A 24,609-nucleotide genomic window follows, 5' to 3' on the forward strand; every position below is an offset into this window, starting at 1 on the left:
AAAATTGTTTTTCCATCAAAAAAGGGCAGTTTTTTCCCGTTCCGCTTTTGCGGGTCTGGGAGCATTCCGGATCAACTAGCCGTTTCAGGTCAGATCTGAGACGGTTTTTTTATTCCTGGAATTTCAATGTCAGATGTTCATCTTTTATTTATCCATAATCGGCTGGTTTGGGTTTAAATCAGAGGGTTGGTTAGTCACTACTATTTTCTTATTATCAATCCGGAAGTGGACATCCCCCAGTTCGAGTATCTGCAGGACCTTTGATAGTTTAGTATTCCGTTCGATCTGGCCTACAAATTCGTACTCTTTGACAGGCCCTTCATACACCACCTCCATGTCATACCAGCGTGAAAGCTGTCTCATCAATTCGGGCAAGCCTACGTTGTTGAAGCGAAAATATCCCTCCTTCCATGCGATGACTGTCTTTGTATCCACCTGTTTGACTTCAAACATTCCAGCCGCTATTCCAGTACTCTTTTTCATATCCCTGGCTAACAAAGCTTGCTCTCCTGGCCTCAACAATACGCCTTGATTTTCTTTTCCCGCCAATTCCAGTTTGATACTGCCTTCCACTAAGGTTGTTTGAATGATAGCTTCATCGGCATAACTATTCACATTAAAGCGTGTGCCGAGCACCTCTACAACCTGGTTGCCTGCTTTTACTTTAAACGGCACGCGCTTGGAATCTCTGGTAACTTTTGCCACTTCAAAATAGGCTTCGCCGGCAATTTCAACTATTCGTTCCGTTGTCGGGAAAACGGTGGGAAAGTGTATAGATGAGGCCGAATTGAGCCAGACGCGCGTACCGTCGGGCAGCTTTACCTGGTATTGCCCTGCCTTTGGAGTGGAAATGGTATTGTAGGTGATTTTCTTTGTGCGGCTGTCAACTTCCTGCATATCAAATTCATATACAATTTCCCCTTGTTTTGTTTTGATCACAGCAGTCTGCCCCTGTTGGGCCAGTTTACCGTTGCCAGCTTCGTGCAACATAATACTCGTTCCGTTTGACAATGTCAGCTTGGCTCTGTTATCCCCTGGTGCCGCATCCTGAACCATGGCAACGGTTTCGATCTTGGGCGTATTTTTTTGTCTAATGAAAATATTCACGCCGATTGTAGCAAGGATCGCAATGGAAGCGGCGACGGCGACCCATTTAAACAAAGGTTTTACCGGGCTGCTGTAAGATGCAGTCTTGTCTTTGTGTACCGGAAGGGACTCCCACACCTGATCCAGGTGCTGCTCCATCTCATTGGTCGTAATGGTTACCGTTGAGGATTTTGCATGGGAAGTATACCAGCTTTCCAGCAGCGCCATTTCCTGCTCGGTCAATGTGCCGTCTTTGTATTTTTGAAATAACTCCTTGGCCAGAGATTCGTCCATTATCCATGTTTTCTGCGTCTGTGCATAAGACGGGCTGCGTGGATGGAAGTAGTAGACTAGCGCAAAAAAAATTTAACCTTTTTTAAAGATCTTTAGAAATAAACATCAGAACGAAAGCCAGGTCCAGCTTCTGCCTGAGAATGTGAAGGGCATTACTGACCTGTTTTTTTACTGTCTTGTCTGATATATGGAGCTCCTGTGCGATTTCCTTATAGGAAAGATCCGTATTTCTGCTCATCTCGAAAACCTCACGCATTTTGGGAGGTAGCAGAGAAACCTCCTGCTCAATGATTACTGTGAGTTCTTTTTCTCTTACCTGCTGGTCTGTAACACATTCACCTTGTTCAATGAATGCAGCCAGCGAGCTAATGTATTTTTGCTTCACTTTCTTGTGGGAAATGACATCAAAGATACGATTTCGAAGCGCCTTGTATAAATATGAAGAGAAGGAGGTGTGCGGCTTGATTACTTTTCTGTTGAGCCAGAGTGTAGTGAAAAGCTCCTGCAAAATGTCCTTGGCCTCTTCCTGATCCCCCAGCATCCTGTAAGCATGCAAAAAGAGCACGCCTTTGTAGCGACGATAGATTTCGGCAAATGCCTGGTCATCGTCATTTGCTATCAGCGCAGCTAATTCGAGATCAGTACTTTGGTGGTAAGAAGCCATATCATAAGAAAGGCTAAAGATAACCTAAATATAATGCAAGAAGTCTGTCATAATCGAAACCAATTGTTATTAGTTGGTTTAATGATGGTCAGGGTGCTTATCAATGCAACTACCCTGCGCGGGTATCCCGGTAACTTACATCACAAGCCCTACGCGGGCTGCCCGTAAATTACCCGGAAACTTCCCGGCGGATTTGTATAAATTGCCTTTTTAACCAAAAAACCTTTCCGCAATGACACATACTACTCCCAATCCGAAGATCCACGAAGGGCGTAACCTGAAACGCTTCCGAGAAATGCTTGGGATCAAGCAAGATTTCCTGGCATTCGAGCTCGGCGAAGACTGGAACCAGCAGAAAGTCTCGTTACTCGAACAGAAGGAAAAAATTGATTCGAGCATTCTGGAACAAGTCGCGGCTATCTTGAAAATTCCTGCTGAGGCGATCCGGAATTTTGATGAGGAACAGGCTGTCAACATTATCTCAAATACATTTCACGAAAAGGCGTTTGAGAATTCTTTCAATAACGGCACCATCAATTTTCACCCAATCGAAAAGATCATTCAGATTCATGAAGAGAAGATTGCGCTTTATGAGCGGATGTTGAAGGAGAAGGATGACATGATGGGGCGGTTGGAGCGGTTGATTGGGGGGCGGTAGTGCAACAATGTAGCTCCGGCGGGCTGCCTGTTTGTAGAAATATTTTCAAATGTGACAGAAATGGCTCCTTTAGGAGCCTTCTACAAAACTGCAATTGTTTAGGTCGCCCCGCTGGGGCTAAAAAATCTAATAATGTGATTCTTTTCTAGAAACAGGAAGCCGCTCTGCGGCTGTGGAGGGATTGTAAAAGGAAATTTTCGTGACTTATCATTTTGGTATAAAAGCGGGGGTAACTCACGAAAAAGGTTCTTTCCAGGCGGTAGAGGTGAAATAACCGTTGAACTTGGCGATAAATTAAACCAGCTAGCAAGCCGAACATTGGAGTCGGGCAAAGACAATAGTTAATCAAGTCCTAATAAAAATGTGACTAGCAAAGTTGTAACGGAAATGCCCGGTCAATGACTTGATTTCTGAGACTTAAAAAATTCAAAAAGTACATGAGAGCACTTTTCCATGAACATTTTCGCAAGCCAGAACAGCACTACAAAGACCTTTGGAGAGACGCGGTCTTCTGTCTGGATACCAACATACTCCTTAATTTGTATCGCTACTCCGATGGAACTCGCGAACAACTCATAGATATTTTAACAAAAATGCAAGGTCGATTATGGGTGCCTTATTGGGTTGGAAAGGAGTTTTTTAAAAATCGTCTCCCAATAATCAGCGAGCAAATTTCTTCCTATAAAGAGCCACTGAACAATTTGAGTAGCGTCCAGAAGGCCTTTGAAAATGATCGGAAGCACCCTTTTCTTAGCGTAGAACTTTTGAAAGACCTCGGAGAGCTTATCAAAAAAATCAACGCTGAAATTGAATCTGCCAAAGACAGCCTTGCGGCGCGAATTTCCCATGACCAAATATTAGACCAAATTGCTGAAATAGTCGGAGATAGCATGGGTACTCCGCCTACCGATATTGAATTGAAAAACTATCTAGAATTGGGTGAAAAACGCCTCAGTGCAAATGTTCCACCAGGTTTTAAAGATTGGGTAGATAAAAAAAATGATCGGCCAAAAGATCCTTTTGCTGGCTTCGGAGACTTCATTATCTGGCAAGAATTGATTAAAAAGGCCAAGGAAGACCAAACTCCTATCATATTTATAAGCGACGATCAGAAAGAAGATTGGATTCTAATACAGTCTGGATTAAAACAAGGTCCTCTCCCCGCTTTGCACAAAGAATTTTACGAAAAAACAGGCCAGTATTTTCATATGTATACGGCTCAGCAGTTTGTAAAACTCTTTCAATCAACCTCGGGCGAGAAAGTATCAGAAACTGTTTATCAGGAGCTTAAGATTTTTGAAATTACCCCCACGTACACCGATGAAGCGATTGATTATTTGCACCTACGTAGTCCCGACCTCAGTCCGGCCGAGCAGCGTTCTCTCAATTCTCAACCACGCTTTGAAGTGCTTACAAGAACTGGATCAGAAACCTGTCATTGGCAATTTGTGATTCCAGAAGATCAGGTCTTGTTTCGCTCACTTAAAATTTTTGATAATCTTGACAAGTGTCTGGCGGGCATCAACGGTATTAAGGAATTTATCAAAAGCCCCAACAGGATGCAACTTGTGTCTCCTTTCACTGGAAAATTTACCCTTACGATTCGCGCAGAAGATCAATCCGTCCTTTGTGAAACCTTTCTCTCCTGGGAAGATCCAACTTTCGTTCGAGAACTCATCCCGAAGATTATTTATTGGATGATTAATGCAAAGGTTTTGCTGCCTTAATAACTGCGCTGGCATTGCTCCTGAAATCGTCAGCCCGATTTTTATAGTACTCCAAAGCCAAATCGTCGGAGCTTTCAGATTGCTTTTTAGTCAATATTACTAGCAGCCGATCGGTTTCATCACTATTTGGATCAAAAGGCCAACATCCAATTACAGTTGAATTAGAGGGTATCACTGCAGTTTATACACACAAAACAAAAAAGCGCCAATCTCACGAAGGGCGCTTTTTAAGTGGTCACGTAGGGATTCGAACCCCAAACCTCCTGATCCGTAGTCAGGTGCTCTATCCAATTGAGCTACGCAACCAATTCCCAAACGGGACTGCAAAGATAGGAAAAGAGGTCTTTTTAACAAATGTGAGGCGCTAAAAAATATTTTTCTAGATCATTCCCCCTGAAAATCAGGCTTTCTTTTTTGTAAAAAGGCTGAAATACCTTCCTGTGCATCCCGCGTTTTAAACAACATTTCCTGGTTTTCACGCTCAAAGTCCTGGATTTGAGACAGGTTTGACTGATAGGATTCGTTCAAAACTTTTTTCATGGCGGCGATGGCGAGGGTAGGAGCCGATCGGTAGTAGTTCGATAGTTGTTCGATTTCTCTGTCCAGTTCTTCGGCCGGAACCGATTTATTGATTAGCCCGATTTGCTCGGCTTCCGGTGCGTAGACTTTGCGGCCGGTCGAAGAAAGTTCAAATGCTTTGGCTATTCCAACGCGGCGCGGGAGGGAGAAAGTAGCACCCGCGTCGGGCATGAGGCCGATTTGAACAAATAATAAACTCAAATAAGCATCTTCTCTGGCGATGATTATGTCACAGGCCAGGGCCAGGGAGCAGCCGGCGCCGACGGCCAGGCCGTTGAGCTTGGCGACGACCGGCTTGGGAATGTTGCGGATCGAGCGGATCATGGGGTCGTAAAATTCCTGCAAAATTTCACAGGCACTTTTGGGTGAGCTGAGCGCATCTTTCAGGTCAGCGCCGGAGCAGAAGGCTTTTTCGCCTGAGCCTGTGAGTATTACCACTCTTATTGTCGCATCGTTTTCGGCTTCCTGCATGGCCTGCGTGATTTCGGCGATCATGACAGGATTCAGCGCATTGTAAACTTCCGGGCGGTTTAGCGTGATGGTCGCAATGCCGTTTTTGCTTTCGTAAATGATGTTTTGATACATATTAATGCGCGAAGTGTTTGTATCAAAAGAAAAAATAGACCGTCATACTACTGACCAGCACGCCGCAAAGCACGCCGACAAGAATTTGCAAAGGATTATGTGCATTGAGTTGTAGGCGGGCACTGAGCAGCCAGCCGCCGATCAGGATCGTGATGAGCAGCGGGATAAGTAATGTGCCTTCATCGAACCGGATCAAAAGTCCGGACAATATGCCAATCGACCCGCCGATACCAACCGCGTGCGCGCTGATTTTCCAGAAATAGCTGACCATCGTGACGATCACCAGCGAAAGTGTGGCGCTGCCGAGGATCACGGAAATCTGCGGCGCGAGTTCGTCGATGGGCTGTAACTGCCAGCCGAAAAGGTAGGTGGCAATGCCGTAAATGATCACGCAGGCCAGAAAAGGCAGCCTCCGCTCTTCCAGATTGTCCACGTGCAGGCTGCTGATCATACCCATCTTTTTGAAATAATAAATAATGATCGTCGGCGCCAGAAAGGTGTTCAGGAAAAGTAGCATCAGCAGGCTTCCAAGGGCAGGCAGCTCAAATGCACTGACCCCGACCAGATCCGGCGAGACAAAAAACAGCAGGGCAAAAAGGTAGGTCGTGAGGATCAGCGGGTGGAAAATGACTGATAATATGAGCGCAAGTCGGTTATTCAATGTGGTGTTTTTTAGCAGTACAGGGCGGCAAAATTAAGCGAATTCCAGCGTCTACAAGGTTGGTAACCACCAGAAAAGTTAGTTGTAGCGCGTCGATAGGTTTTAAAACGGGTTTTTGTAATTTTGCGCCTCATTCGGGAAACCGGGCGACATTTATAATTGACATTAACATTGAATTGACAAAAAATGGGACCGTTGCAAATCAAGGAAATTTTACAAACTGCTCCTGAAAGCCAGGCTGTTACCGTCAAAGGTTGGGTCAGGACAAAAAGGGAAAGCAAGAATGCAATTTTCATCGCGCTGAATGACGGTTCTACCATACATAATATCCAGGCCGTGGCTGAGCCGGGCCAATTTTCGGCGGAGTTGTTGCTGACTGTTACGACCGGTGCGTGTTTGAAAATCGAGGGCCAACTGGTTGCTTCTCAGGGTTCTGGCCAGGCGGTTGAGGTCAAAATCAATGACATTCTGGTGTATGGCGCGGCGGATGTGGACGCTTATCCTTTGCAGCCTAAGAAACATTCGCTGGAATTTTTGCGTGAAATCGCGCATTTGCGTCCGCGGACCAACACTTTCAGCGCGATCCTGCGCATTCGCCACGCGCTGGCTTTTGCGGTGCACCAATATTATAATGATAACGGATTTTTCTACCTGCACACGCCGGTGATCACCGCTTCGGATGCGGAAGGTGCGGGCGAAATGTTCCGGGTTACCACATTGGACCTGAATAACTTACCGCGGACTGAGGAAGGTGCGATCAACTTTAAAGAAGACTTTTTTGGAAGAGAAGCAAACCTGACGGTTTCCGGTCAGCTGGAAGGCGAACTGGGTGCGATGGCGCTTTCCAAGATTTATACATTCGGCCCCACATTCCGCGCTGAAAACTCAAATACGACCCGACATTTGGCTGAATTCTGGATGATCGAGCCGGAAATGGCGTTTTTCGAGCTGGAAGATAACATGAACCTCGCCGAGGATTTTGTGAAAAAAGTGATCACTTATGCGCTGGAAAACTGCAAGGATGATCTCAACTTTTTGCAAAACCGTTTGGCGGAAGAAGAAAAGAACAAGCCTCAGAATGAGCGCTCTATCCCGCTTTTGGAAAAGCTGAGCTTTGTGGTAGACAATCCTTTCGAGCGACTGACTTACACTGAGGCGATTGATATTTTATTAAAATCAAAACCGCATAAAGAAAAGAAATTCCAGTATCCTGTGGGCTGGGGAATCGACCTTTCGAGCGAGCACGAGCGGTATCTGGTAGAGAAACATTTCAAAAGACCGGTGATTCTGACCAACTATCCGCGCGAGATCAAATCGTTTTATATGAAGCTCGACGAAGATGGAAAAACAGTCCGCGCGATGGACGTACTTTTCCCTGGAATCGGTGAAATTATCGGTGGAAGTCAGCGGGAAGATAACTACGAAAAACTGCTGGAACGTGTCAATGAGGTAGGTATCGACCCGCAAACCATCTGGTGGTACCTCGAAACCCGCAAGTTCGGCACCGCGCCACATTCCGGCTTCGGGCTTGGTTTTGAGCGACTTGTACAGTTCGTGACCGGCATGGGCAACATTCGCGATGTAATTCCTTTCCCGAGGTATCCGAAGAGCGCGGAGTTTTAACCTTTAAATAAACGCTTTGCCTTTTTACGGCTGAGAGCGTTACTTTTTTAAGAAGCTACGTCTAAATGGAAAACAGAAATTTTCTTCCATTTGGACGTAGCTTTTTTTGTGGTTTTTGATTATAAATATTTACCTATAGATTAATTTTGTGGAACTAAGAGCATGTGAAAAGATCGTAATTTCCGAAGATCGTATGAGGGCAATATTCGTCGATTCTCGAAACAAAGCTGAAATAATGGAATATCTGACGCGCTCAGATAAGCATAAAAGCAAATTTAGATATATCTCGAACCTCATTCTGAACAAGATAAGAATGCCGGACTCTTATGACAAAGAGGATATTAATCAAAAGTGCAAGGATGTAACTGCTATGAAATTTTTCAAGGGAGGGAGTAATGACAGGATCTATTGCAAGGAAATCAGATCTGAAAAGGGATGCTTCGTAGTTATCATGGCTATTCTGCACGAAAAGAAGAAATCACAAAAGAACAAAGCCAAAGAAATATCGAAAATAACAGCCATTGCGAATTATGCATACACGCCCCAATTATAACTCATCTTTAACTTCCGCAAATTTATGTCTGGTAATAACCACGAAGTTTCAGCCGACTACGCTCACCTTTTTGCGTCTTCGCCGTCAGAAGATAATAAAATAGATGCGTTAGTATTGGCTGCCCGATTCTTGGAAATAATAAATGACGCGATGGAGGAAAAGAAGATGACCCGGAAAAGTCTGGCCCAGGCCATAGGTACATCTCCAAGCTGGATAACCCAGCTATTTCGAGGAGACAGGATGCCTAACCTGGAAATTTTGTCCTTAATGGCCAGAGCGCTTGACATTACTTTCGAGGTTCGTTTTTCAAGGAATTCTCATCCACTTGAACATTTCGAATCCAAATCACTAGTAAGCACTTTTCGAAGATTAGAGGAAAAAAAGAGAAAGGTGGGCGATACTAGCAAACAGGTAGAGGTGTAAAATAAATGCCCAGGTAGTATTTCTGACACCTGGGCATTCTTTTCTAATAGCAAAGCTTCATTCCTACGCCGCTTTCATCGCCGCCACATTCTGGCAGAAGTGCACGAGATCGCGAAAAGTGTAGAAAATGTCCACCTTGCGCGGATTGTGACCGGCTTGGTGATCATACAATTGAAAACCGCTGTAAATCTCCCACAGATGCTCGGCCATCTCAGCGGGGGTGTTGAGTTCAAATAATTGTTGCACTTGCTGGCCATAAGCCAAGCACATCGAGTCCGGAGACTCGGCAGAGTGTGTTTGATTGTTCATTGTACTATATTTTAGGATAAATGTGGGCGCCCTGTTTTAGGTGTCCTAATGCTACAGTACGTGCATCCGGGGGCTTTCGCCGGCCCGCACCATGACAGGGCAGATCGTGTAAGTTTTTCATTTGTGCTGTATTAATAGGAATGCGAATATGCAGATTTTGTGGGGAAAAAAGCAAATCGGGGGTAGGAGGGGGATTTGGAAGCTGGTTACCGTTAATTCATCCATTTGCCAACTCGAAACGTCTTTGTGACTATTTCTCTACCTTTACAACATGTTTTACAGACGAAAAATCATACTGGCCTTATTACAAGCCTTTGAGGGAAATTTGCCCAAAATATCCTTACAAAAGCTGCTTTTTCTTTTTACCGAGAGGCAATCAAAGCGTGACTACGACTTTGTTCCGTATAAATACGGTTGCTATTCCTTTTCAGCCAATGCGGACCTCGTGGCGATGGTTGGACATGGACAATTATCAGAAGATCAGGCAAGCTATACTAAAACTGGGACGGAGAATTACATTAAGCTGCTGAATGAGCGGGACAAGAAAATCTTAGTTGATGTTAAAAACTCTTACAGCAATCTATCGACAAATTCACTGATTAGATTGACCTATGTGAATTATCAATATTATTCAATCAACAGTGTCAAGGCAAAGGAGATCCTTACTGATGAAGAGTACCAGGATGTTTTAAAGGCAAAGCCTGTTAATGATAAGACGATCCTATATACTATTGGCTATGAGGGAATTTCTTTGGAAGAATATCTCAATCGACTTATTAAAAATGATGTGAAAGTTTTGGTTGATGTTAGGAATAATTCACTGAGCATGAAGTTTGGTTTTTCTAAAAAGCAATTGAAAACTTTTTGCGAGAATTTAGGCATTGATTACCTGCATATTCCCGAGGTTGGAATCAAATCTGACCAAAGACAAGAACTTAACACTCAGAAAGATTACGATTATCTTTTTGAAATATATAAAGAGCAAAATTTAAAAAAGACGGTAAGTCAGCAGGGGCAAATCCTGAACTTGTTAAAAGAAAAGAAGCGAATTGCATTGACTTGTTTCGAAGCAAACATTTGCCAGTGCCACAGAAAACATTTAGCGGAAGCAATCATTAATTTACCCGAATGGAACTTTGAATTAAAACATATCTGAAATGGCACTAACAAGGGTTTTGATCGCGGTCAAAACTTATCCCACACTATCAAATAAGTATGATGAACTGGTCTGTACCGCAGGTTTCCTCGAAGACGGAAGCTGGATCAGGATTTATCCAATTCCGTTTCGAAAGCTTGAATATGACAAGCAATACAGTAAATATAATTGGATTGAAATTGATCTAGAAAAGAATAAATCTGATTTTCGTTCGGAAAGTTACAAGCCGAAATCAATTGATGCGACATTCAAAATTGTCGGAAGTATCGGCTCAGAGAACGGTACCTGGCGGCTTAGAAAGGACATTGTACTAAGGAATGTTCATACGAACATGACGACACTGATTGCCAATGCGAAAGACAGTAAATTGTACACTTCTTTGGCTGTTTTCAAACCCAAGTCAACTCTGGACTTCAAAATTGAAAAAGTGGAAAGGGATTGGATAAGAAGAAGCTCGACATGTTAAAAGCTAATGCGAGCCAATTAAATCTCTTCAAGAATTCAGACAATCCATTCGAGGTTGTTCCAAAGCTTCCATATAAATTTTCATACAAATTCACCAGCGACGATGGTATTGAAAGGACAATGATGATCGAGGATTGGGAAATCGGAATGTTGTATTGGAATTGTTTGAAACGTCATGAGGGTGACGAAGCAAAAGCGTGTGATGACGTTAGGAAGAAATATTTTGATGATTTCGCCAAGACGAAAGACCTATATCTGTTTTTGGGCACCACCCGGGAGTTTCACATGATGGCACTTAATCCATTTGTCATCATTGGGACATTTCACCCGATAAAAATGACACAGTTTACTTTGTTCTAAATTCTTCGGTCAAAAAATCCACTTCTACAAGCCTGTTACCTTTTCGTCGGCTTATCGTATTGCATAAAGCAAATACTGTAAACCGACACAAACATGAAAAGGAACCACAATCAATTTTTGAGCAGCATTGCGATGGTCGCGATGCTGTTTTTTGTTTTTAATGTTCAGGCGCAGACCAATTTTCAGGTGAAATGGGCGATGGATCTTAACCTGATCGGTGTGTCGAGCCACGCGAATTTTTCTCCCTCCAATGCCGCGCTCTTCGGCGGGGCGAATACGTATGCTTTGAATGGTGGCTACGGATTTGGCGATGCGATTGTGGCGGGATATGTCGCGCGGCCGTGGCCTGCCAGCTTTTCAGCGGGTCGTTATGTAGAATTCAAATTCACTGCCAATTCATTCAAATACAACATTACCTCCATTTCTTTCCGGCTCCGGCGCTCTGCCGACGGGCCGCCGCAGATCAAGGTGCGGACGAGCATGGATAATTTTTCGGCTGACCTCGGGGCGTACACATTATCCGATGTGGCGAAGTTTAATTCTTATAGCATTCCCGTCAGTTTCAACAATTTGACGGCCAATACCTTTGCGCTGCGGATTTACGGTTATGGTTCAAACACGATTTACGGCACATTGTGGTTTGATGAAATCATCATCAATGGTCAGGTGCTGGCGATTATTCTGCCTGTCGATCTGACTTATTTTAAAGCAGAAAAGCGTGAGCGTAACATTGGTCTAAGCTGGGAGACAACCTGGGAGAAGAATAGTAAAGCATTTGAAATTGAGCGTAGTACGGATTTGCAAATATTCGAAACCATTGGAACATTAAACGCAGCGGGAGAAACTGCGGGGCGGACGCAGTACAATTTTACAGACGAAAATCCGCTTGCGTCAACGAGTTATTACCGCTTAAAAATGATTGATCAGGACGACAGCTTTTCATTTTCGAATGTGATCGATGTTGTGAATGTTCGTCAGGAAACCACATTGATTGTCGCCCCGAATCCTGCATCTCCTGAAAAAATTACATTTACCGGCCTGGCGGTTGATCCTTCTCAAATCAACCTGACCAGCATTACTGGAATTCCGATTTCCTTTCATTTTGAATCCGCAGGCACAAATCGGATGCATTTGTATCCTGACAAGCCTCTGAAATCCGGTTTGTATTTATTAACTTATCAAAAAAATGGACGCAAAGAACATGTTAAAATACTAGTTCCATAAACCATTCTGCGTTTAATTTGTAGAATCTAAATATGAAGTTCTTCGACATTCAATCGTTTAGATTACAACGTTCCGAAAAAATTAAAGGCCACAAGCCTATGTTGAGAAAAGTGCAGCCGAAAGTGTGGTGGATGGCGTTGTCTATCCTGGTTATTCTGGTGGTTTCCTGGGGGTTAGTCAGGAAAGGCAAATCGGAAAACGAACCGAAAATGGTGAACGGCAAGATGGTGTCCAACCTGGACCCCGCTCCGCTGGAAAAGCCGGATGCTGAAACTGCGCTCAAAATTGCCAAGATCGAAGAGATATTCCAGCGGAAAAGACGGGCTGGTTTTAATGGCAATGTGCTGGTTGTCCAGAAAGGTAAGTTGCTGTACCAGAATTCTTTCGGTTTTGCCCACATGAAGGAAAAAGACAGTCTGACGAGCGAGTCACGGTTTCAGCTGGCGTCACTTTCCAAACCTTTTACGGCGGTTGCGGTTTTAAAATTAATACAGGAAGGCAGGGTTAACCTTGACGATTCTGTTCAAAGGTTCTTTCCAGATTTTCCTTATCACGGCGTGAAAGTCGATATGTTGCTGAGTCATCGCAGCGGGCTTCCCAACTACATTTATTCTTTCGATGACAGCGTCCGTCACGGCAAGAAATATCCTGATAACCTGGACATTCTCGACTGGTACGCCAAAGTAAAACCTACGCCAACTCCTTACAACCGGCCCGGAAGGTCATTCAATTATTGTAACACCAATTATTGCGTGCTGGCGGCAATCGTCGAAAAAGTGACCGGCGAGCCTTTTGGTACCTTTTTAAACACAGAAATTCTGACACCGCTCGGCATGACCAATACATTCCTGGTCACCGATACCACCGCCAAAGCCATCGTCGGCCGCACAGCCGGCCATCAGTACGGACGCAGGCTGGAAAAAGATTATTATGATGATGTAGTCGGGGATAAAGGCTTGTATTCCACCACGGGCGACATTTACCGTTTTTATAATGGTCTGACACAAGGTTTGGTGATCGATAAAAAGCTGCTCGACGAGGCATTTAAGCCCCGCAGTTTCGAACGCGCAGGTATCCGGAATTACGGTTACGGGTTCAGGATGCACACCAAGGAGGACAATACGCCGCGCTTCATTTACCATGGCGGCTGGTGGAAAGGCTACAACACCATGCTTTGGATAGCGCCCGAGGACGATGCGGTGATTATTGTTTTGGGGAATACTTACAACCGCTCGACATACGATTTGAAAGAGCTTTTGCAGGTAATGCACGGTTCGGGCGCCATCGCGGATATCGAGAAAGAGATCTAGCATTGTTTGAATTCGGCTGTGAAATCAGGATATTTGCCGAACCATCGTTTTCCAGCACCTTATGCCCAATTCCGCATACTTTTTACCTGCCTGCCTGCTGCTGGGACTGCCATTTCTAAGTTTTCTGGTGCTTTGGCTTGGCGGAAAAAGTCTGAATAAAATGGCAGGCTGGGTAAGTGCAGGCGTCACAACACTGGGACTAATTATCGCCCTCCAATACGCTGATACAGAAGCAATCAACATTGTCCGTTTCGACTGGCTGAGCACCGGCGATACCAACATTACCTTATCTTTTCGCTTTGATATTCTGACCTGCGTGATGCTGGTGGTCGTGCATTTCGTGGCCGCGCTGGTGCAGCTATATTCCACGGCTTATATGCATGGCGATGCCAATTTGCACCGCTATTTCGCATTTATCCAGCTTTTCCTTTTCTCGATGATCGGCATTGTGCTGGCTGAAAGCTTGCTGGTGATGTACATTTTCTGGGAGCTGGTGGGATTATCGTCTTATCTGCTGATCGGTTTCTGGTATTTCAAACCCAGGGCAGTTTGGGCTGCGCAAAAGGCTTTTGTGCTCAACCGTATCGGTGATGCCGCATTTCTGACGGGTATATTAATGTTGTTTTACTATACAGGTTCTACCGACTTTGAGGTACTAACATTAAGAATTGCCGACATTAATCCCGGAATTTTGACCGCAATCGGTCTGTGTCTTTTCGGTGGCTGCGTCGGAAAATCGGCTCAATTCCCACTCTCCGGCTGGCTGCCCGACGCCATGGAAGGCCCCACGCCGGTTTCCGCATTGATCCACGCCGCTACGATGGTGGCGGCTGGTATTTTTCTTTTGGCAAGAATTTCCTTCCTCCTCACCTTCGATGCCCGGTTGGTCGTCACCATCATCGGTACCATTACCATGCTCACCGGCGCATTCAAAGCTCTGAATGCCTGGGATATCAAGCGCGTGCTGGCTTATTCTACCATGTCGCAACTGGGCCTGATGGTGATCGCCGTCGGTTTTGGAAGCTGGCAAACGGCATTGTTTCATTTGGTGACGCACGCATTTTTCAAAGCCGGACTTTTTCTCTCGGCAGGTTCGGTAATCCACGCAGTAACACCCTCAAATTCAGACGAAAATTTCGACCCGCAGGATATGCGGACGATGGGCGGATTGCGGGAAAAACTGCCGGTTACCTTCATTTGCTTTGCGGTTTGCGGCGCAGCATTGGCAGGGTTGCCCTTGTTTTCAGGGTTTCTTTCCAAAGATGCCATCATTACCGAAGGATTTTTGTGGGCTTCGGAATTTGGGATGATAGGCTACATTTTTCCGATTATCGTGATCTTCTCGGCAGGCTTGACAGCTTACTATATGACCCGGCAAATCTGGCTGGTGTTTTTTGGTGAAAAGCGGTTTGAAGCTTTTCCTTCGATACATCCGCACGAATCTCCTGCGGTAATGTGGCTGCCGATGGCGCTGCTGTCCGCATTATCGCTTTTCTTTTGGTTTTCAATCAATCCGTTCAATGCCGAGGGGTGGTTCCTGCATTTCATCGGCGGTGAAGAATCGGGACATTTATTCTGGGTACCGATCGTGGCGACAGCAACTACTTTGATCGCTATTTTTCTGGCTTACAGGCAGTTTCAAAAGGACGATCCGTTTTCAATAAAAGCTTCAACCCGGGAATCAGAAGTGGCAAATGTAAAAATCGGCTGGCTGCAGGATTATTCTCAGGAACATTACTTTATCAGGCCTTTTGCCTTCATTACCCGATATCTGCAAATATTTGAAAAGCGGATTGTTGATGGATTTATTGACATTGTTGCCAGGTGGAGCGTGATAGGCGCACATTTGATCGCCTGGATCGACCGGATTTTTGTCGATGGCGGGGTTAACCTGACTGTTTTTTCAATTCGTGCCGCCGGCCAAGCCGTCCGCAACGTACAGAATGGGAAAATCCAGTCTTACTACGTCGCTACCGCAGCGGGCGTATTTTTATTGATTTTGTGGCTGATGATGTTCTGAAAACAGGGCCTGGCCGCATTTAAATACCTATTTGATGATCGATCATATACTTTCCCTCTTAGTTGCCATACCCTTGCTGGGCGCGTTGGCCGTCGCCGCCTGGCCTTCCCCGAAAACCGAAAATTTCCGCATTATCGCCCTCGCAGCATTGGTTTTGGATCTGCTGGTGGCGATTCTTTTATATGCATCATTTCAAAATCAAAATCCGGGACATCAGTTTAGTGAGGTAACCGACTGGATTACATTGCCTATCGGCTCGCTGGGCGTCGTTTCGATCGATTATGCCATGGCCGTGGATGGTATTAGTATGCCACTGGTGCTGCTGGCGGTGGTCGTTTTGCTGGTAGGGGTAGTCAGTTCCTGGAATATTGTTCAAAAAACGAGGGCTTATTTTGCATTGTACCTGCTGCTGACGGGTAGTGTGATCGGTTGTTTTCTGGCGCAGGATTTCTTCCTTTTCTATCTTTTCTTCGAATTCATGCTGCTGCCGATGTATTTCCTGATCGGACTTTGGGGCGGGCCAAGAAGAGAATATGCAGCACTAAAATTCTTTATTTATACATTTTTTGGCTCATTGCTGATCCTGATCGTCATGATCGGCCTGTACCTTTCGGTCATCGATCCGCTGGAAACCGCGCGCGCAGTCGGCATTTTGGGCATGGACGATGCGGCGCATCCTGACATTATTCCGCAAATCCAGCAGTGGCTCATCGACGGGAAAATCGCGCCGGAGCAGCTGATACATACATTCCGTTTCGCCTACCTGGCCGATCCCGGCAATTACATTCCCGGCTCGTTGCTCAGTCTTACTTCGCAATATTCCATCGCCGACATTCCTTTGCGCCTGCTGGCATTCTGGTTTTTGTTCATCGGTTTCGCCGTCAAACTTCCTGTCGTGCCGGTACATACCTGGCTGCCCGACGCCCACGTAGAGGCACCTACACCCATTTCCGTAGTTCTGGCTGGTATTTTGTTAAAAATAGGAGGTTACGGTTTTATCCGGATCGTCGATGGATTTTTCCCGCTCGAAGCTCAGTACAGCATGATCCCGCTGGCAATTTTCGGAATGATTTCGATTGTCTACGGAGGTTTCAATGCATTGGGGCAGACCGATTTAAAGAAGATGATCGCCTACTCTTCCGTCTCGCACATGGGTTTCGTACTGCTGGGCATCGCCGCATTCACCGCCGAAGGTATCAACGGAGCAATCTACCAAATGGTCAGCCATGGCGTACTTTCCGCCATGCTTTTCCTCCTCACCGGCGTCCTCTACGACCGTACCCACGACCGCCGCATCGACCATTACCGCGGCCTGATCGGCGTCATGCCACATTACACCATCATCACCGGCATTGCCTTTTTTGCATCCCTGGGCTTACCCGGATTTTCCGGTTTCGTAGGCGAATTGTTCACATTGATGGGCGCATTCCAATCCAACTCCCTGCCCGTCTGGATCCCTGCCGTATCAACATTAGGCATCGTCCTCGCCGCCGCCTACTTCCTCTGGACCTACCAGCGCATGTTCTTCGGCGCCTTCTGGTATAAAAACCACCAGTCGCAAGTGCTCACTGACTTGACGATCAGGGAAAAAGGAATGTTATTCCCACTGGTTTTACTGACGATTCTGCTGGGAATTTTGCCGGGAATTTTGTTCAATATCAGTGGACCTACCGTGCAGGGGTGGCTTGAAGGATTGAGGTAAGAGTTATTTTGTCAGAAAATCGTCCCTGTTTTCAGGAGTGATAATCTCGGTCTTTGCGTGTGGATATGCTTCCAGAAATGTGGATGGAAATCTTTTTTTAGCAGCTGCGCTCCATTTAAATTCAATGGCTCTGAGCTGGTTTCCGGTTTGTTCGATATAGTCAATTTCCTGCTGCTGCGTGGTACGCCAGAAATAAATCTTCGCATCCATCTCCTTCTCATTTAAAAGCTTTTTACGCTCACTGATGAGATAATTTTCCCACAATGCACCTGTGTCGGTTCTGCTGCTCAATGCATTAAAGTTGTTATTAACTGCATTAATGATCCCATTATCATAAAAGTAGATTTTCCGGCCTTTCTTAATTTCATTTCGCACATTGCCTGCAAATGCCGGCACCGTAAAAATCACAAATGCTTTTTCGAGCAAGTCGATATATTTTTCAACAGTCTTATTGTCGGCCTGCACGAGCCTGCCTATTTCCGTCACATTCACTTCACTGCCGACTTGCAGGGCGATCGCCTTCACGATTTTTTCCAATAACACCGGTTTTTTAATCTGTTCCAAGATCAAAAGGTCTTTGTATAAATAGCTGTTTGCAATCAGTTTAAGATGTTTTTCAGCATTATTCGGGTCTACGATAATTTCGGGGTAAGATCCATAGATGAGCCTTTGTTCCAAAAGCCTTTGTTCGGTTAGAAAATCTGTGTGCTTAATCAGTTCGCCATAAGATAGGGGCAGAAGCCGCATTTCATATCGCCTGCCGGTCAGGGGCTCGTTAATGCTACCTGCTAATTCAAAAGAAGAAGAGCCTGTCGCGATTACCTGAACTGACTTGAATTGATCGACGATAATTTTGATAACAATTCCAATTTCCGCGATTCGCTGAGCTTCGTCAATGAAGACGATTTCATTGTCACCTATAATTCTTTCCAGTAAAGTGGCATTTGGTTTCAGAAAAAGGCCTCGGATATCAGCATCGTCACCATTTAGTCGGAGTACCTTTTTGCCCAAATTTTCAAGAAGCTGCTCGGAGAAGGTAGTTTTGCCCGCCTGCCTGGGTCCGTAAATGATGAAGGCTTTCCTTTTGAAAAGGTGTTCTAGGGCGAAGTTGAGCTGGTTTCTGGCTATCATATCAATAAGCGGTTCCAACAAAACTATAATATTTTTGGATTCAAATCCATTTTAATCATAATATTTAAGGATTTAAATCCATTTATATTATGATTATTTTGGATTTGAATCCATTTTCATCATGTTTTTGACCCTCTATCTTCCAAAAATCTGATCCAGGCTAAACCGGTTCTTTTTAGCCAAAGCTTCCAATCTCTGCTGCTGATCCGCAGTCAAAACTCCGATCATTTCAATTCTTTTTTCTTCGGCCAACTGTTTTTTATCACGCCGTTTTGAATCGCTTTTGCGGGAAATTTTTCTTTCCAGGCGGGCGTAGCGGCGGTCGATTTTTTTGAATTGTTTCAGTTGGCGTTTGCTTAGGTCCAGTTCTGCGGAGAACTTATCGAGGTTCTTTTCGAGGCGGCGGTTGTTGAGCTTGCTGTTGGAGATTTGTTCTTCGGTCTGGAAATCGTCGTCGTGGTTGGACGTGCTGGCAGTCTTGGAAGTTGCGCAGCCGGTAAACCACAAGGCGGTTACTACAAAACAGAGCATCAGGAATTTTTTCATGGGGCGAGATTAACTATGGATTAAAATGTGATGCTTATAACGTAAAGCGGCTGCAGAAAAATATAAAATGTGTATTATTAACCTTCGTAAGTAGTATTTTTTAGCATCTTTGCAGTAGGTATGGTATATTTTATTTCAATGTCCGGCTGTTTTTCCAAATTTTATTTCCTTTTACCCTTTTTTATCAAATGAAAGAAAGTACCCCTCCGCAAAGGTTGTTGTCGCTGGATACATTGCGTGGTTTTGATATGTTCTGGATTTCGGGTGGCGAAGAAATTTTCGCTGTGCTCGCCAAAGTGACCGGTTGGTCGTGGGCGATTTTCCTGGCGCACCAGTTTACCCACCCCGATTGGAACGGTTTCCGGGCGTACGATCTGATCTTCCCGACATTCCTTTTTATGGCCGGTGTTTCGGTACCATTTTCCCTGGGAAGCCGGCTTGAAAAAGGCGTCCCACCGTCTGATCTGATCCGCAAAGTAATTCAGCGGGGATTGATCCTGGTACTTCTGGGCATCATTTACAATAACGGAATTTTCGAAACCGAGTGGCATAACATGCGGTATCCCAGCGTTTTGGCGCGGATAGGTCTCGCGGGAATGTTTGCCCAGATCATTTATTTATACACAGGAAAAAAAGCGCGCTGGATCTGGTTCGCGGGTTTGCTGATCGGTTACTACTTATTTATGCAGTTTTACCCGGTCCCGGGATGTGGCGCCGGACTCATGACGATTGAATGTAACCCAGCCAGTTATTTTGATAAAATGCTGATTCCCGGACGTTTGCATCTTGGGATTCATGATCCGGAAGGTTTGGTTTCGACCATTCCGGCGATTGCGACAGCATTGATGGGTATTTTTGCAGGTGAACTTTTGAGAACGAGCGAGGAGATTATTTCTAAAAACATGAAAGTGATTTACCTGCTCTTCGCGGGTATCGTAAGTTTGCTGGTTTGCCTGGTCTGGGATTATTTCTTCCCGATCAATAAGAATCTCTGGACGAGTTCGTTCGTGCTTTGCGCAGGCGGGTTCAGCACATTGCTGCTGGCTCTGTTTTACTGGATCGTCGACGTGCTGAATTACCGCAGATGGACGCTGTTTTTTGTTGTGATCGGGATGAATTCCATCGTGATTTATATGATCGGCCGGTTCATTTCATTCAGTTATACAGCCGAGGCACTTTTTGGAGGGATACTCAGTTACTTCCCTCACCCGGTTGAGGCGATGGGTGAAGTTTTCGCCTTTCTGGCCGTCCAGTGGGCATTTATGTATTTGTTATACAGAAACAAACTGTTCCTGAAAGTCTAGCATTAACCAATAACCCTTCACCTTTTCATCCTTTATTCTTTCCTTTTCAAAACCGACTAAATGTCAATCGAAGTAACCAATCTCACAAAAGTTTACGGGGCGCAGCGGGCGATAGATGGGATTTCATTTACATTGAAAAAAGGGGAAATCGTAGGTTTTCTTGGGCCAAATGGTGCGGGTAAGTCTACGACCATGAAGATATTAACGGGTTATCTTAAACCGACCGAGGGTTTGGCGAAAGTTTCGGACTTTAATGTGGTTGAACAGCCGATGCCCGCCAGAAAATCCATCGGTTACCTGCCTGAGCATAATCCGCTCTACCTGGATATGTTCGTGACGGAATTCCTGCTTTTTTCGGGGAAATTGTACGGAATGTCAGGTGCAACATTGAAAACGCGGGTGGAAGAAGTGATCGCCATGTGCGGGCTTGAACCGGAGAAAAAGAAGAAGATCGGTCAGCTTTCCAAAGGTTACCGCCAGCGGGTAGGATTGGCGCAATCGTTTTTGCACGATCCGCAGGTTTTGATCCTGGACGAACCTACTACCGGCCTCGATCCCAACCAGATACAGGAAATCCGGGAGGTGATCCGCACGGCTGGGAAGGATAAAACGGTACTTTTTTCGACCCATATTATGCAGGAAGTGGAAGCTTTGTGCGACCGGGTTATTATCATTAATAAAGGAAAGGTGGTGAGCGACAGTTCGCTGGATGAACTGCGTTCGACGGGGAATTCGCTGGAAGAAATTTTTAAAAACCTTACCCGGAGCGAGTAGCAGCTAACTTTATTGTGAAGAAAGTAGTTGCTCAGACAATTATTAGAATTGCCTTAAAACTTCATTTTTTTGGATTAAAACGGAAATGAAAATTGTTATCCATGTAACTGTTGATAAACTCTGAGAATCAATGTTAAATTCGAATAACCTAACATTCCCTCGTTAAAGTCAGTGATCCAGATATGAAAAATTGGTTTTTCGGCCGGTTTCGTGTTCTTGCAAGTGTCATTTTATTGGTTGTTCTGACATCGGTCGCTTCCGTAGCCTGGAAGCATTTGAGTGTTGGGATGCCGGTTATTGGGGAGGCAAAGGTTGTTAAAAAGCAATTGAAAAAAGCCCCAAAAAAACGTGCTGATCCGGTGCTTGTCCTGCCTGAAAATGAGTGGGTCGACAGCACACTGAATTCCATGAGCACTGAGGAGAAGATCGGGCAGCTTTTCATGGTGGCTACATTTTCAAACCGTGACGATGCACATTATAAATACATTGATCGCCTGATCAATGACTTTCATATCGGCGGACTTATCTTCTTCCAGGGCGGTCCGGTAGGGCAGGCGCAGCTCACAAACCGCTACCAAGCGCAATCAAAAGTTCCTCTTTTTATTGGCATCGACGGCGAGTGGGGCCTGGGTATGCGTCTAGACAGCACGATTTCTTTTCCGAAACAAATGGTGCTCGGCTCCATCCAGGACAACCAGCTCATTTACCGCATGGGCAGCGACATTGCCAGACAATGCAGCCGCCTCGGAATCCAGATCAACTTCGCGCCGGTGGCCGACATTAACAGTAATCCCGCTAATCCGGTGATTGGTATACGTTCGTTCGGCGAAGACCGCGAGAATGTGACCCGCAAGGCTGTGGCTTATATGAAAGGTTTGCAGCATAATAAAGTGATCGCGACTGCCAAACATTTCCCCGGCCACGGCGATACAGATGCAGATTCTCATTTTACACTGCCGGTACTGACACATTCGTTGGAGCAGCTGACTGAAACTGACCTGTATCCTTACCGCGAAATGATTGCCGATAGTTTGATGGGTGTTTTGAATGCACATTTGAATGTTCCGGCGCTGGATAGCACGCCAAACCAGGCCAGCTCGCTTTCTGATAAAGTGGTGAATGGTTTGCTGCGTAAAGACTTAGGATTCCGCGGATTGGTTTTCACCGACGCGATGAATATGAAAGGTGTTTTGAAAAATGGTAAAGCTGCTGACGTGAACCTGAAAGCGGTTGTAGCTGGAAATGATGTGCTGCTTTACCCTGAAAGTATCGCCGAAACTGTCGCCAAGATCAAGGAAGCGATTGATAAAAAGATCATTAGCGAGAAAATCATTGATGATAAGGTAAAAAGGATTTTGCAGGCTAAATACTGGGCCGGACTGAGCAAGTACACACCGATTGACATTAACAATCTTTATACCGACCTGAACCAGGAAAGCAGCAAGGAACTGTACCGCGAACTTTGCGAGGCTTCCGTCACTGTCGTCAAAAATGATAATAACCTGCTGCCGATCGGCTCGGTGATGGACCAGAATATGGCGTCGGTGAGCATCGGGGAGGGGAGCAGTGTCGCGTTTCAAAAAATGCTTTCGACTTACAAGCCAATGCGGTCTTACGCATTTTATGAAGGGCCGTCGTCGCAGGAGCAGATTTCTCAGATGCTGACTTATTTGCAACCTTACAATACGGTTATTGTTGACATTCACGGCATTGCGTCCAACCCAAAAAGAAATTACGGGGTGACTTCCGGCATGGCGGATTTTGTCAGCCAGTTGAAACAACAAAATAAAAAAGTGATCCTGTGCCTTTTCGGGTCGCCTTACAGCATTCAGTTTTTTCCTGAAACCGATGTTTTAATTTGTGCCAATCAGGATGGTCAGGATCCGCAGGAAATTGTGCCGCAGGTGATTTTTGGCGCGCTGAGCTCGAAAGGCAAGCTGCCAGTTTCGGTGCTTTCTTTTAAATCTGGCACTGGGGTGAATACGACTTCGATCAACCGCATCGCATTTGGAACACCCGAAAGTGTGGGCATGAATGGTACCTTTTTAAAACGCATCGATGACATCGCCAATGCGTCCGTCGCGGATCATGTTTTTCCTGGCTGCGAAGTTCTTGTGGCGCGCAGGGGTAAAGTCATTTATGATAAACAATTTGGCGGACTGAGTTATAAAACGGCAGAAAAGGTGACGCCTGAAACGATTTATGACCTGGCTTCTGTCACCAAAGTCTCCGCCACCTTGCAGGCGATCATGTTGCTTTATGACCGCAAGCTAATTGATCTTGATACGAAAGCATCAACCTATCTGCCTGAACTGGTAGGTACTAATAAGCAGAATTTCACCATTCGTGACCTCTTATTGCATCGCTCGGGTCTGGTATCATTTTATCCCCCGCTTTGGGACCGTACCAAAACCAGCGCGGGCGGGCTGCTTCCGGAATATTACAGTTCACGGGCCGATACGTCCTATTATTTGCAGGTGGCTCCGAAGCTTTTTGCCAAAGGAGCATTGCGTGATTCGGTGTGGAATTGGGTGATCGAGTCGCCGATGAACAACCGGAAAGAGCGCAGTGGCAGCTACGGTTTTCTGTACAGCGACCTCGGGTTTTTGACCTTACAAAAAGTGGTAGAAAGGATTACCGGACAATCGCTGGACATTTTTGTGGCGGCCAACATTTACGATCCGCTGGGTTTGGCATACCTGGGATTCAATCCGCTGAGACGTTTTCCCGAGAAACAAATTGCACCGACAGAGAATGATTACCGGTTCCGCGGGCAACTTTTGCAAGGTACCGTGCACGATCAAATGGCCGCAATTGTGGGCGGCGTTTCGGGACATGCGGGGCTTTTTGGTACGGCGCGTGACCTGGCGATTTTGTTTCAAATGAACCTTTGGAAAGGGAATTATGCCGGAAAACGGTATTTCGAGCAAGCCACGGTCCCTTTCTTTTCGCGGGTGTATGATGAGTCGCATCACAGAGGTTTGGGTTGGGATAAAGCGCCCGGCGATGGCGGCAGTTCGTACGTTTCGCCCCAGGCTTCGGTCAATTCCTTCGGACATACAGGGTTTACCGGTACCATGGTTTGGATGGACCCGGAAGAGGACTTATTGTTTATATTTTTGTCCAATCGCGTGAATCCCGATCCTGAAAATACGAAGATTACAACCCAGTGGACACGCCGAAAAATCCAGGACATTGTGTACAGTTCGCTCCTGGAAAGGAAAAGCCAGCTTCCGTAATGTGGTTTAAGTGTATTTGAAAAATATCTCTAACTTTACCAATCAAACTGGTAGAGGAAAGATATTTAGACGATTACATGAAACAAACATTTACCTGCAAAGCCCTTTTTTTAACATTTCTCGCCACGCTTTTCTCAGTGGCAATTTCACTAGCGCAAACGATCACCGAGGTTAAGGTCACGCCTGAGTCCGTATGCTCGGGGCGGTCGATATCTG

The 24,609-nt window shown here is 45.5% G+C and carries 21 protein-coding genes and 1 tRNA gene; 14 read left to right on the forward strand and 8 right to left on the reverse strand.

Annotated elements, in window-relative coordinates:
• Nucleotides 1-144: 144 nt before the first annotated feature.
• Together FEN17_RS12500 and FEN17_RS12505 are read right to left on the reverse strand one after the other, a co-directional pair.
• The gene (locus FEN17_RS12500) at nucleotides 145-1,380 is read right to left on the reverse strand and encodes a FecR family protein (RefSeq protein WP_138365694.1); all 1,236 of its coding nucleotides are present in this window, start codon (nucleotides 1,378-1,380) and stop codon (nucleotides 145-147) included.
• Between the two features lie 82 nt (nucleotides 1,381-1,462).
• Entirely contained in the window at nucleotides 1,463-2,044 is a 582-nt protein-coding gene (locus FEN17_RS12505; protein WP_138365695.1) for an RNA polymerase sigma-70 factor, read from the reverse strand.
• Between the two features lie 232 nt (nucleotides 2,045-2,276).
• On the opposite strand from FEN17_RS12505, the gene FEN17_RS12510 reads away from it, so the two are divergent.
• Together FEN17_RS12510 and FEN17_RS12515 are read left to right on the forward strand one after the other, a co-directional pair.
• Nucleotides 2,277-2,702, forward strand: a complete 426-nt coding sequence (locus tag FEN17_RS12510; RefSeq protein WP_138365696.1) for a helix-turn-helix domain-containing protein — start codon at nucleotides 2,277-2,279, stop codon at nucleotides 2,700-2,702.
• Between the two features lie 437 nt (nucleotides 2,703-3,139).
• Complete coding sequence (locus tag FEN17_RS12515; protein ID WP_138365697.1) at nucleotides 3,140-4,429, forward strand: PIN domain-containing protein; 1,290 nt, start codon at nucleotides 3,140-3,142, stop codon at nucleotides 4,427-4,429.
• Between the two features lie 232 nt (nucleotides 4,430-4,661).
• Here the strand turns inward: FEN17_RS12515 and FEN17_RS12520 are convergent.
• The 3 genes from FEN17_RS12520 to FEN17_RS12530 form a co-directional block, all read right to left on the reverse strand.
• Nucleotides 4,662-4,735 (reverse strand) — tRNA-Arg (locus FEN17_RS12520).
• Nucleotides 4,736-4,813: 78 nt separating this feature from the next.
• Nucleotides 4,814-5,593: an enoyl-CoA hydratase/isomerase family protein gene (locus FEN17_RS12525; protein WP_138365698.1), complete on the reverse strand. Its 780-nt coding sequence runs from the start codon at nucleotides 5,591-5,593 to the stop codon at nucleotides 4,814-4,816.
• 22 nt (nucleotides 5,594-5,615) lie between these two features.
• Nucleotides 5,616-6,254, reverse strand: a complete 639-nt coding sequence (locus tag FEN17_RS12530) for a hypothetical protein (RefSeq protein ID WP_229208805.1) — start codon at nucleotides 6,252-6,254, stop codon at nucleotides 5,616-5,618.
• 186 nt (nucleotides 6,255-6,440) lie between these two features.
• On the opposite strand from FEN17_RS12530, the gene asnS reads away from it, so the two are divergent.
• Nucleotides 6,441-7,877 (forward strand): asparagine--tRNA ligase, encoded by a 1,437-nt coding sequence (gene asnS / locus FEN17_RS12535; RefSeq protein WP_138365700.1) that lies wholly within the window; start codon nucleotides 6,441-6,443, stop codon nucleotides 7,875-7,877.
• A gap of 577 nt (nucleotides 7,878-8,454) precedes the next feature.
• Entirely contained in the window at nucleotides 8,455-8,853 is a 399-nt protein-coding gene (locus FEN17_RS12540) for a helix-turn-helix domain-containing protein (RefSeq protein WP_138365701.1), read from the forward strand.
• A 63-nt stretch (nucleotides 8,854-8,916) separates the two neighbouring features.
• Here the strand turns inward: FEN17_RS12540 and FEN17_RS12545 are convergent, their stop codons facing one another.
• Entirely contained in the window at nucleotides 8,917-9,162 is a 246-nt protein-coding gene (locus FEN17_RS12545) for a hypothetical protein (RefSeq protein ID WP_138365702.1), read from the reverse strand.
• Between the two features lie 271 nt (nucleotides 9,163-9,433).
• Here FEN17_RS12545 and FEN17_RS12550 point away from each other — a divergent pair, with 271 nt between their 5' ends.
• From FEN17_RS12550 to FEN17_RS12575, 7 genes are all read left to right on the forward strand, one after another.
• Nucleotides 9,434-10,318, forward strand: coding sequence for a DUF488 domain-containing protein (locus FEN17_RS12550; protein WP_138365703.1), 885 nt, complete (start codon nucleotides 9,434-9,436; stop codon nucleotides 10,316-10,318).
• A gap of 1 nt (nucleotide 10,319) precedes the next feature.
• On the forward strand, nucleotides 10,320-10,784 hold the full coding sequence (locus tag FEN17_RS27475; protein ID WP_205748147.1) for a DUF8758 domain-containing protein: 465 nt from the start codon (nucleotides 10,320-10,322) through the stop codon (nucleotides 10,782-10,784).
• Nucleotides 10,778-11,143, forward strand: a complete 366-nt coding sequence (locus FEN17_RS27480; RefSeq protein WP_205748148.1) for a DUF8757 domain-containing protein — start codon at nucleotides 10,778-10,780, stop codon at nucleotides 11,141-11,143. Before FEN17_RS27475 ends, FEN17_RS27480 begins: the two co-directional genes overlap by 7 nt.
• 93 nt (nucleotides 11,144-11,236) lie before the next feature.
• Nucleotides 11,237-12,367: a T9SS type A sorting domain-containing protein gene (locus FEN17_RS12560; protein ID WP_138365704.1), complete on the forward strand. Its 1,131-nt coding sequence runs from the start codon at nucleotides 11,237-11,239 to the stop codon at nucleotides 12,365-12,367.
• 98 nt (nucleotides 12,368-12,465) lie between these two features.
• Nucleotides 12,466-13,677, forward strand: coding sequence for a serine hydrolase domain-containing protein (locus FEN17_RS12565; protein WP_138366919.1), 1,212 nt, complete (start codon nucleotides 12,466-12,468; stop codon nucleotides 13,675-13,677).
• A 61-nt stretch (nucleotides 13,678-13,738) separates the two neighbouring features.
• Nucleotides 13,739-15,697 carry an NADH-quinone oxidoreductase subunit L gene (nuoL, locus tag FEN17_RS12570; protein ID WP_138365705.1) on the forward strand — a complete coding sequence of 653 codons (1,959 nt, stop codon included), beginning with the start codon at nucleotides 13,739-13,741 and terminating at the stop codon, nucleotides 15,695-15,697.
• 34 nt (nucleotides 15,698-15,731) lie between these two features.
• The gene (locus FEN17_RS12575) at nucleotides 15,732-17,399 is read left to right on the forward strand and encodes a complex I subunit 4 family protein (RefSeq protein WP_138365706.1); all 1,668 of its coding nucleotides are present in this window, start codon (nucleotides 15,732-15,734) and stop codon (nucleotides 17,397-17,399) included.
• Nucleotides 17,400-17,402: 3 nt separating this feature from the next.
• Here the strand turns inward: FEN17_RS12575 and FEN17_RS12580 are convergent, their stop codons facing one another.
• Both FEN17_RS12580 and FEN17_RS12585 read right to left on the reverse strand, forming a co-directional pair.
• Nucleotides 17,403-18,530 carry an ATP-binding protein gene (locus FEN17_RS12580; protein ID WP_138365707.1) on the reverse strand — a complete coding sequence of 376 codons (1,128 nt, stop codon included), beginning with the start codon at nucleotides 18,528-18,530 and terminating at the stop codon, nucleotides 17,403-17,405.
• A gap of 135 nt (nucleotides 18,531-18,665) precedes the next feature.
• The gene (locus tag FEN17_RS12585) at nucleotides 18,666-19,076 is read right to left on the reverse strand and encodes a hypothetical protein (protein ID WP_138365708.1); all 411 of its coding nucleotides are present in this window, start codon (nucleotides 19,074-19,076) and stop codon (nucleotides 18,666-18,668) included.
• A 188-nt stretch (nucleotides 19,077-19,264) separates the two neighbouring features.
• On the opposite strand from FEN17_RS12585, the gene FEN17_RS12590 reads away from it, so the two are divergent.
• The 3 genes from FEN17_RS12590 (at nucleotide 19,265) to FEN17_RS12600 (ending at nucleotide 24,393) form a co-directional block, all read left to right on the forward strand.
• Complete coding sequence (locus FEN17_RS12590; protein WP_138365709.1) at nucleotides 19,265-20,380, forward strand: acyltransferase family protein; 1,116 nt, start codon at nucleotides 19,265-19,267, stop codon at nucleotides 20,378-20,380.
• 60 nt (nucleotides 20,381-20,440) lie between these two features.
• Nucleotides 20,441-21,154 carry an ATP-binding cassette domain-containing protein gene (locus tag FEN17_RS12595; protein WP_138365710.1) on the forward strand — a complete coding sequence of 238 codons (714 nt, stop codon included), beginning with the start codon at nucleotides 20,441-20,443 and terminating at the stop codon, nucleotides 21,152-21,154.
• A 182-nt stretch (nucleotides 21,155-21,336) separates the two neighbouring features.
• Nucleotides 21,337-24,393: a serine hydrolase domain-containing protein gene (locus FEN17_RS12600; protein WP_138365711.1), complete on the forward strand. Its 3,057-nt coding sequence runs from the start codon at nucleotides 21,337-21,339 to the stop codon at nucleotides 24,391-24,393.
• The last annotated feature ends 216 nt before the right edge of the window (nucleotides 24,394-24,609 follow it).

Source organism: Dyadobacter luticola, assembly GCF_005860805.1.
GTDB classification, from domain to species: Bacteria; Bacteroidota; Bacteroidia; order Cytophagales; family Spirosomataceae; genus Dyadobacter; species Dyadobacter luticola.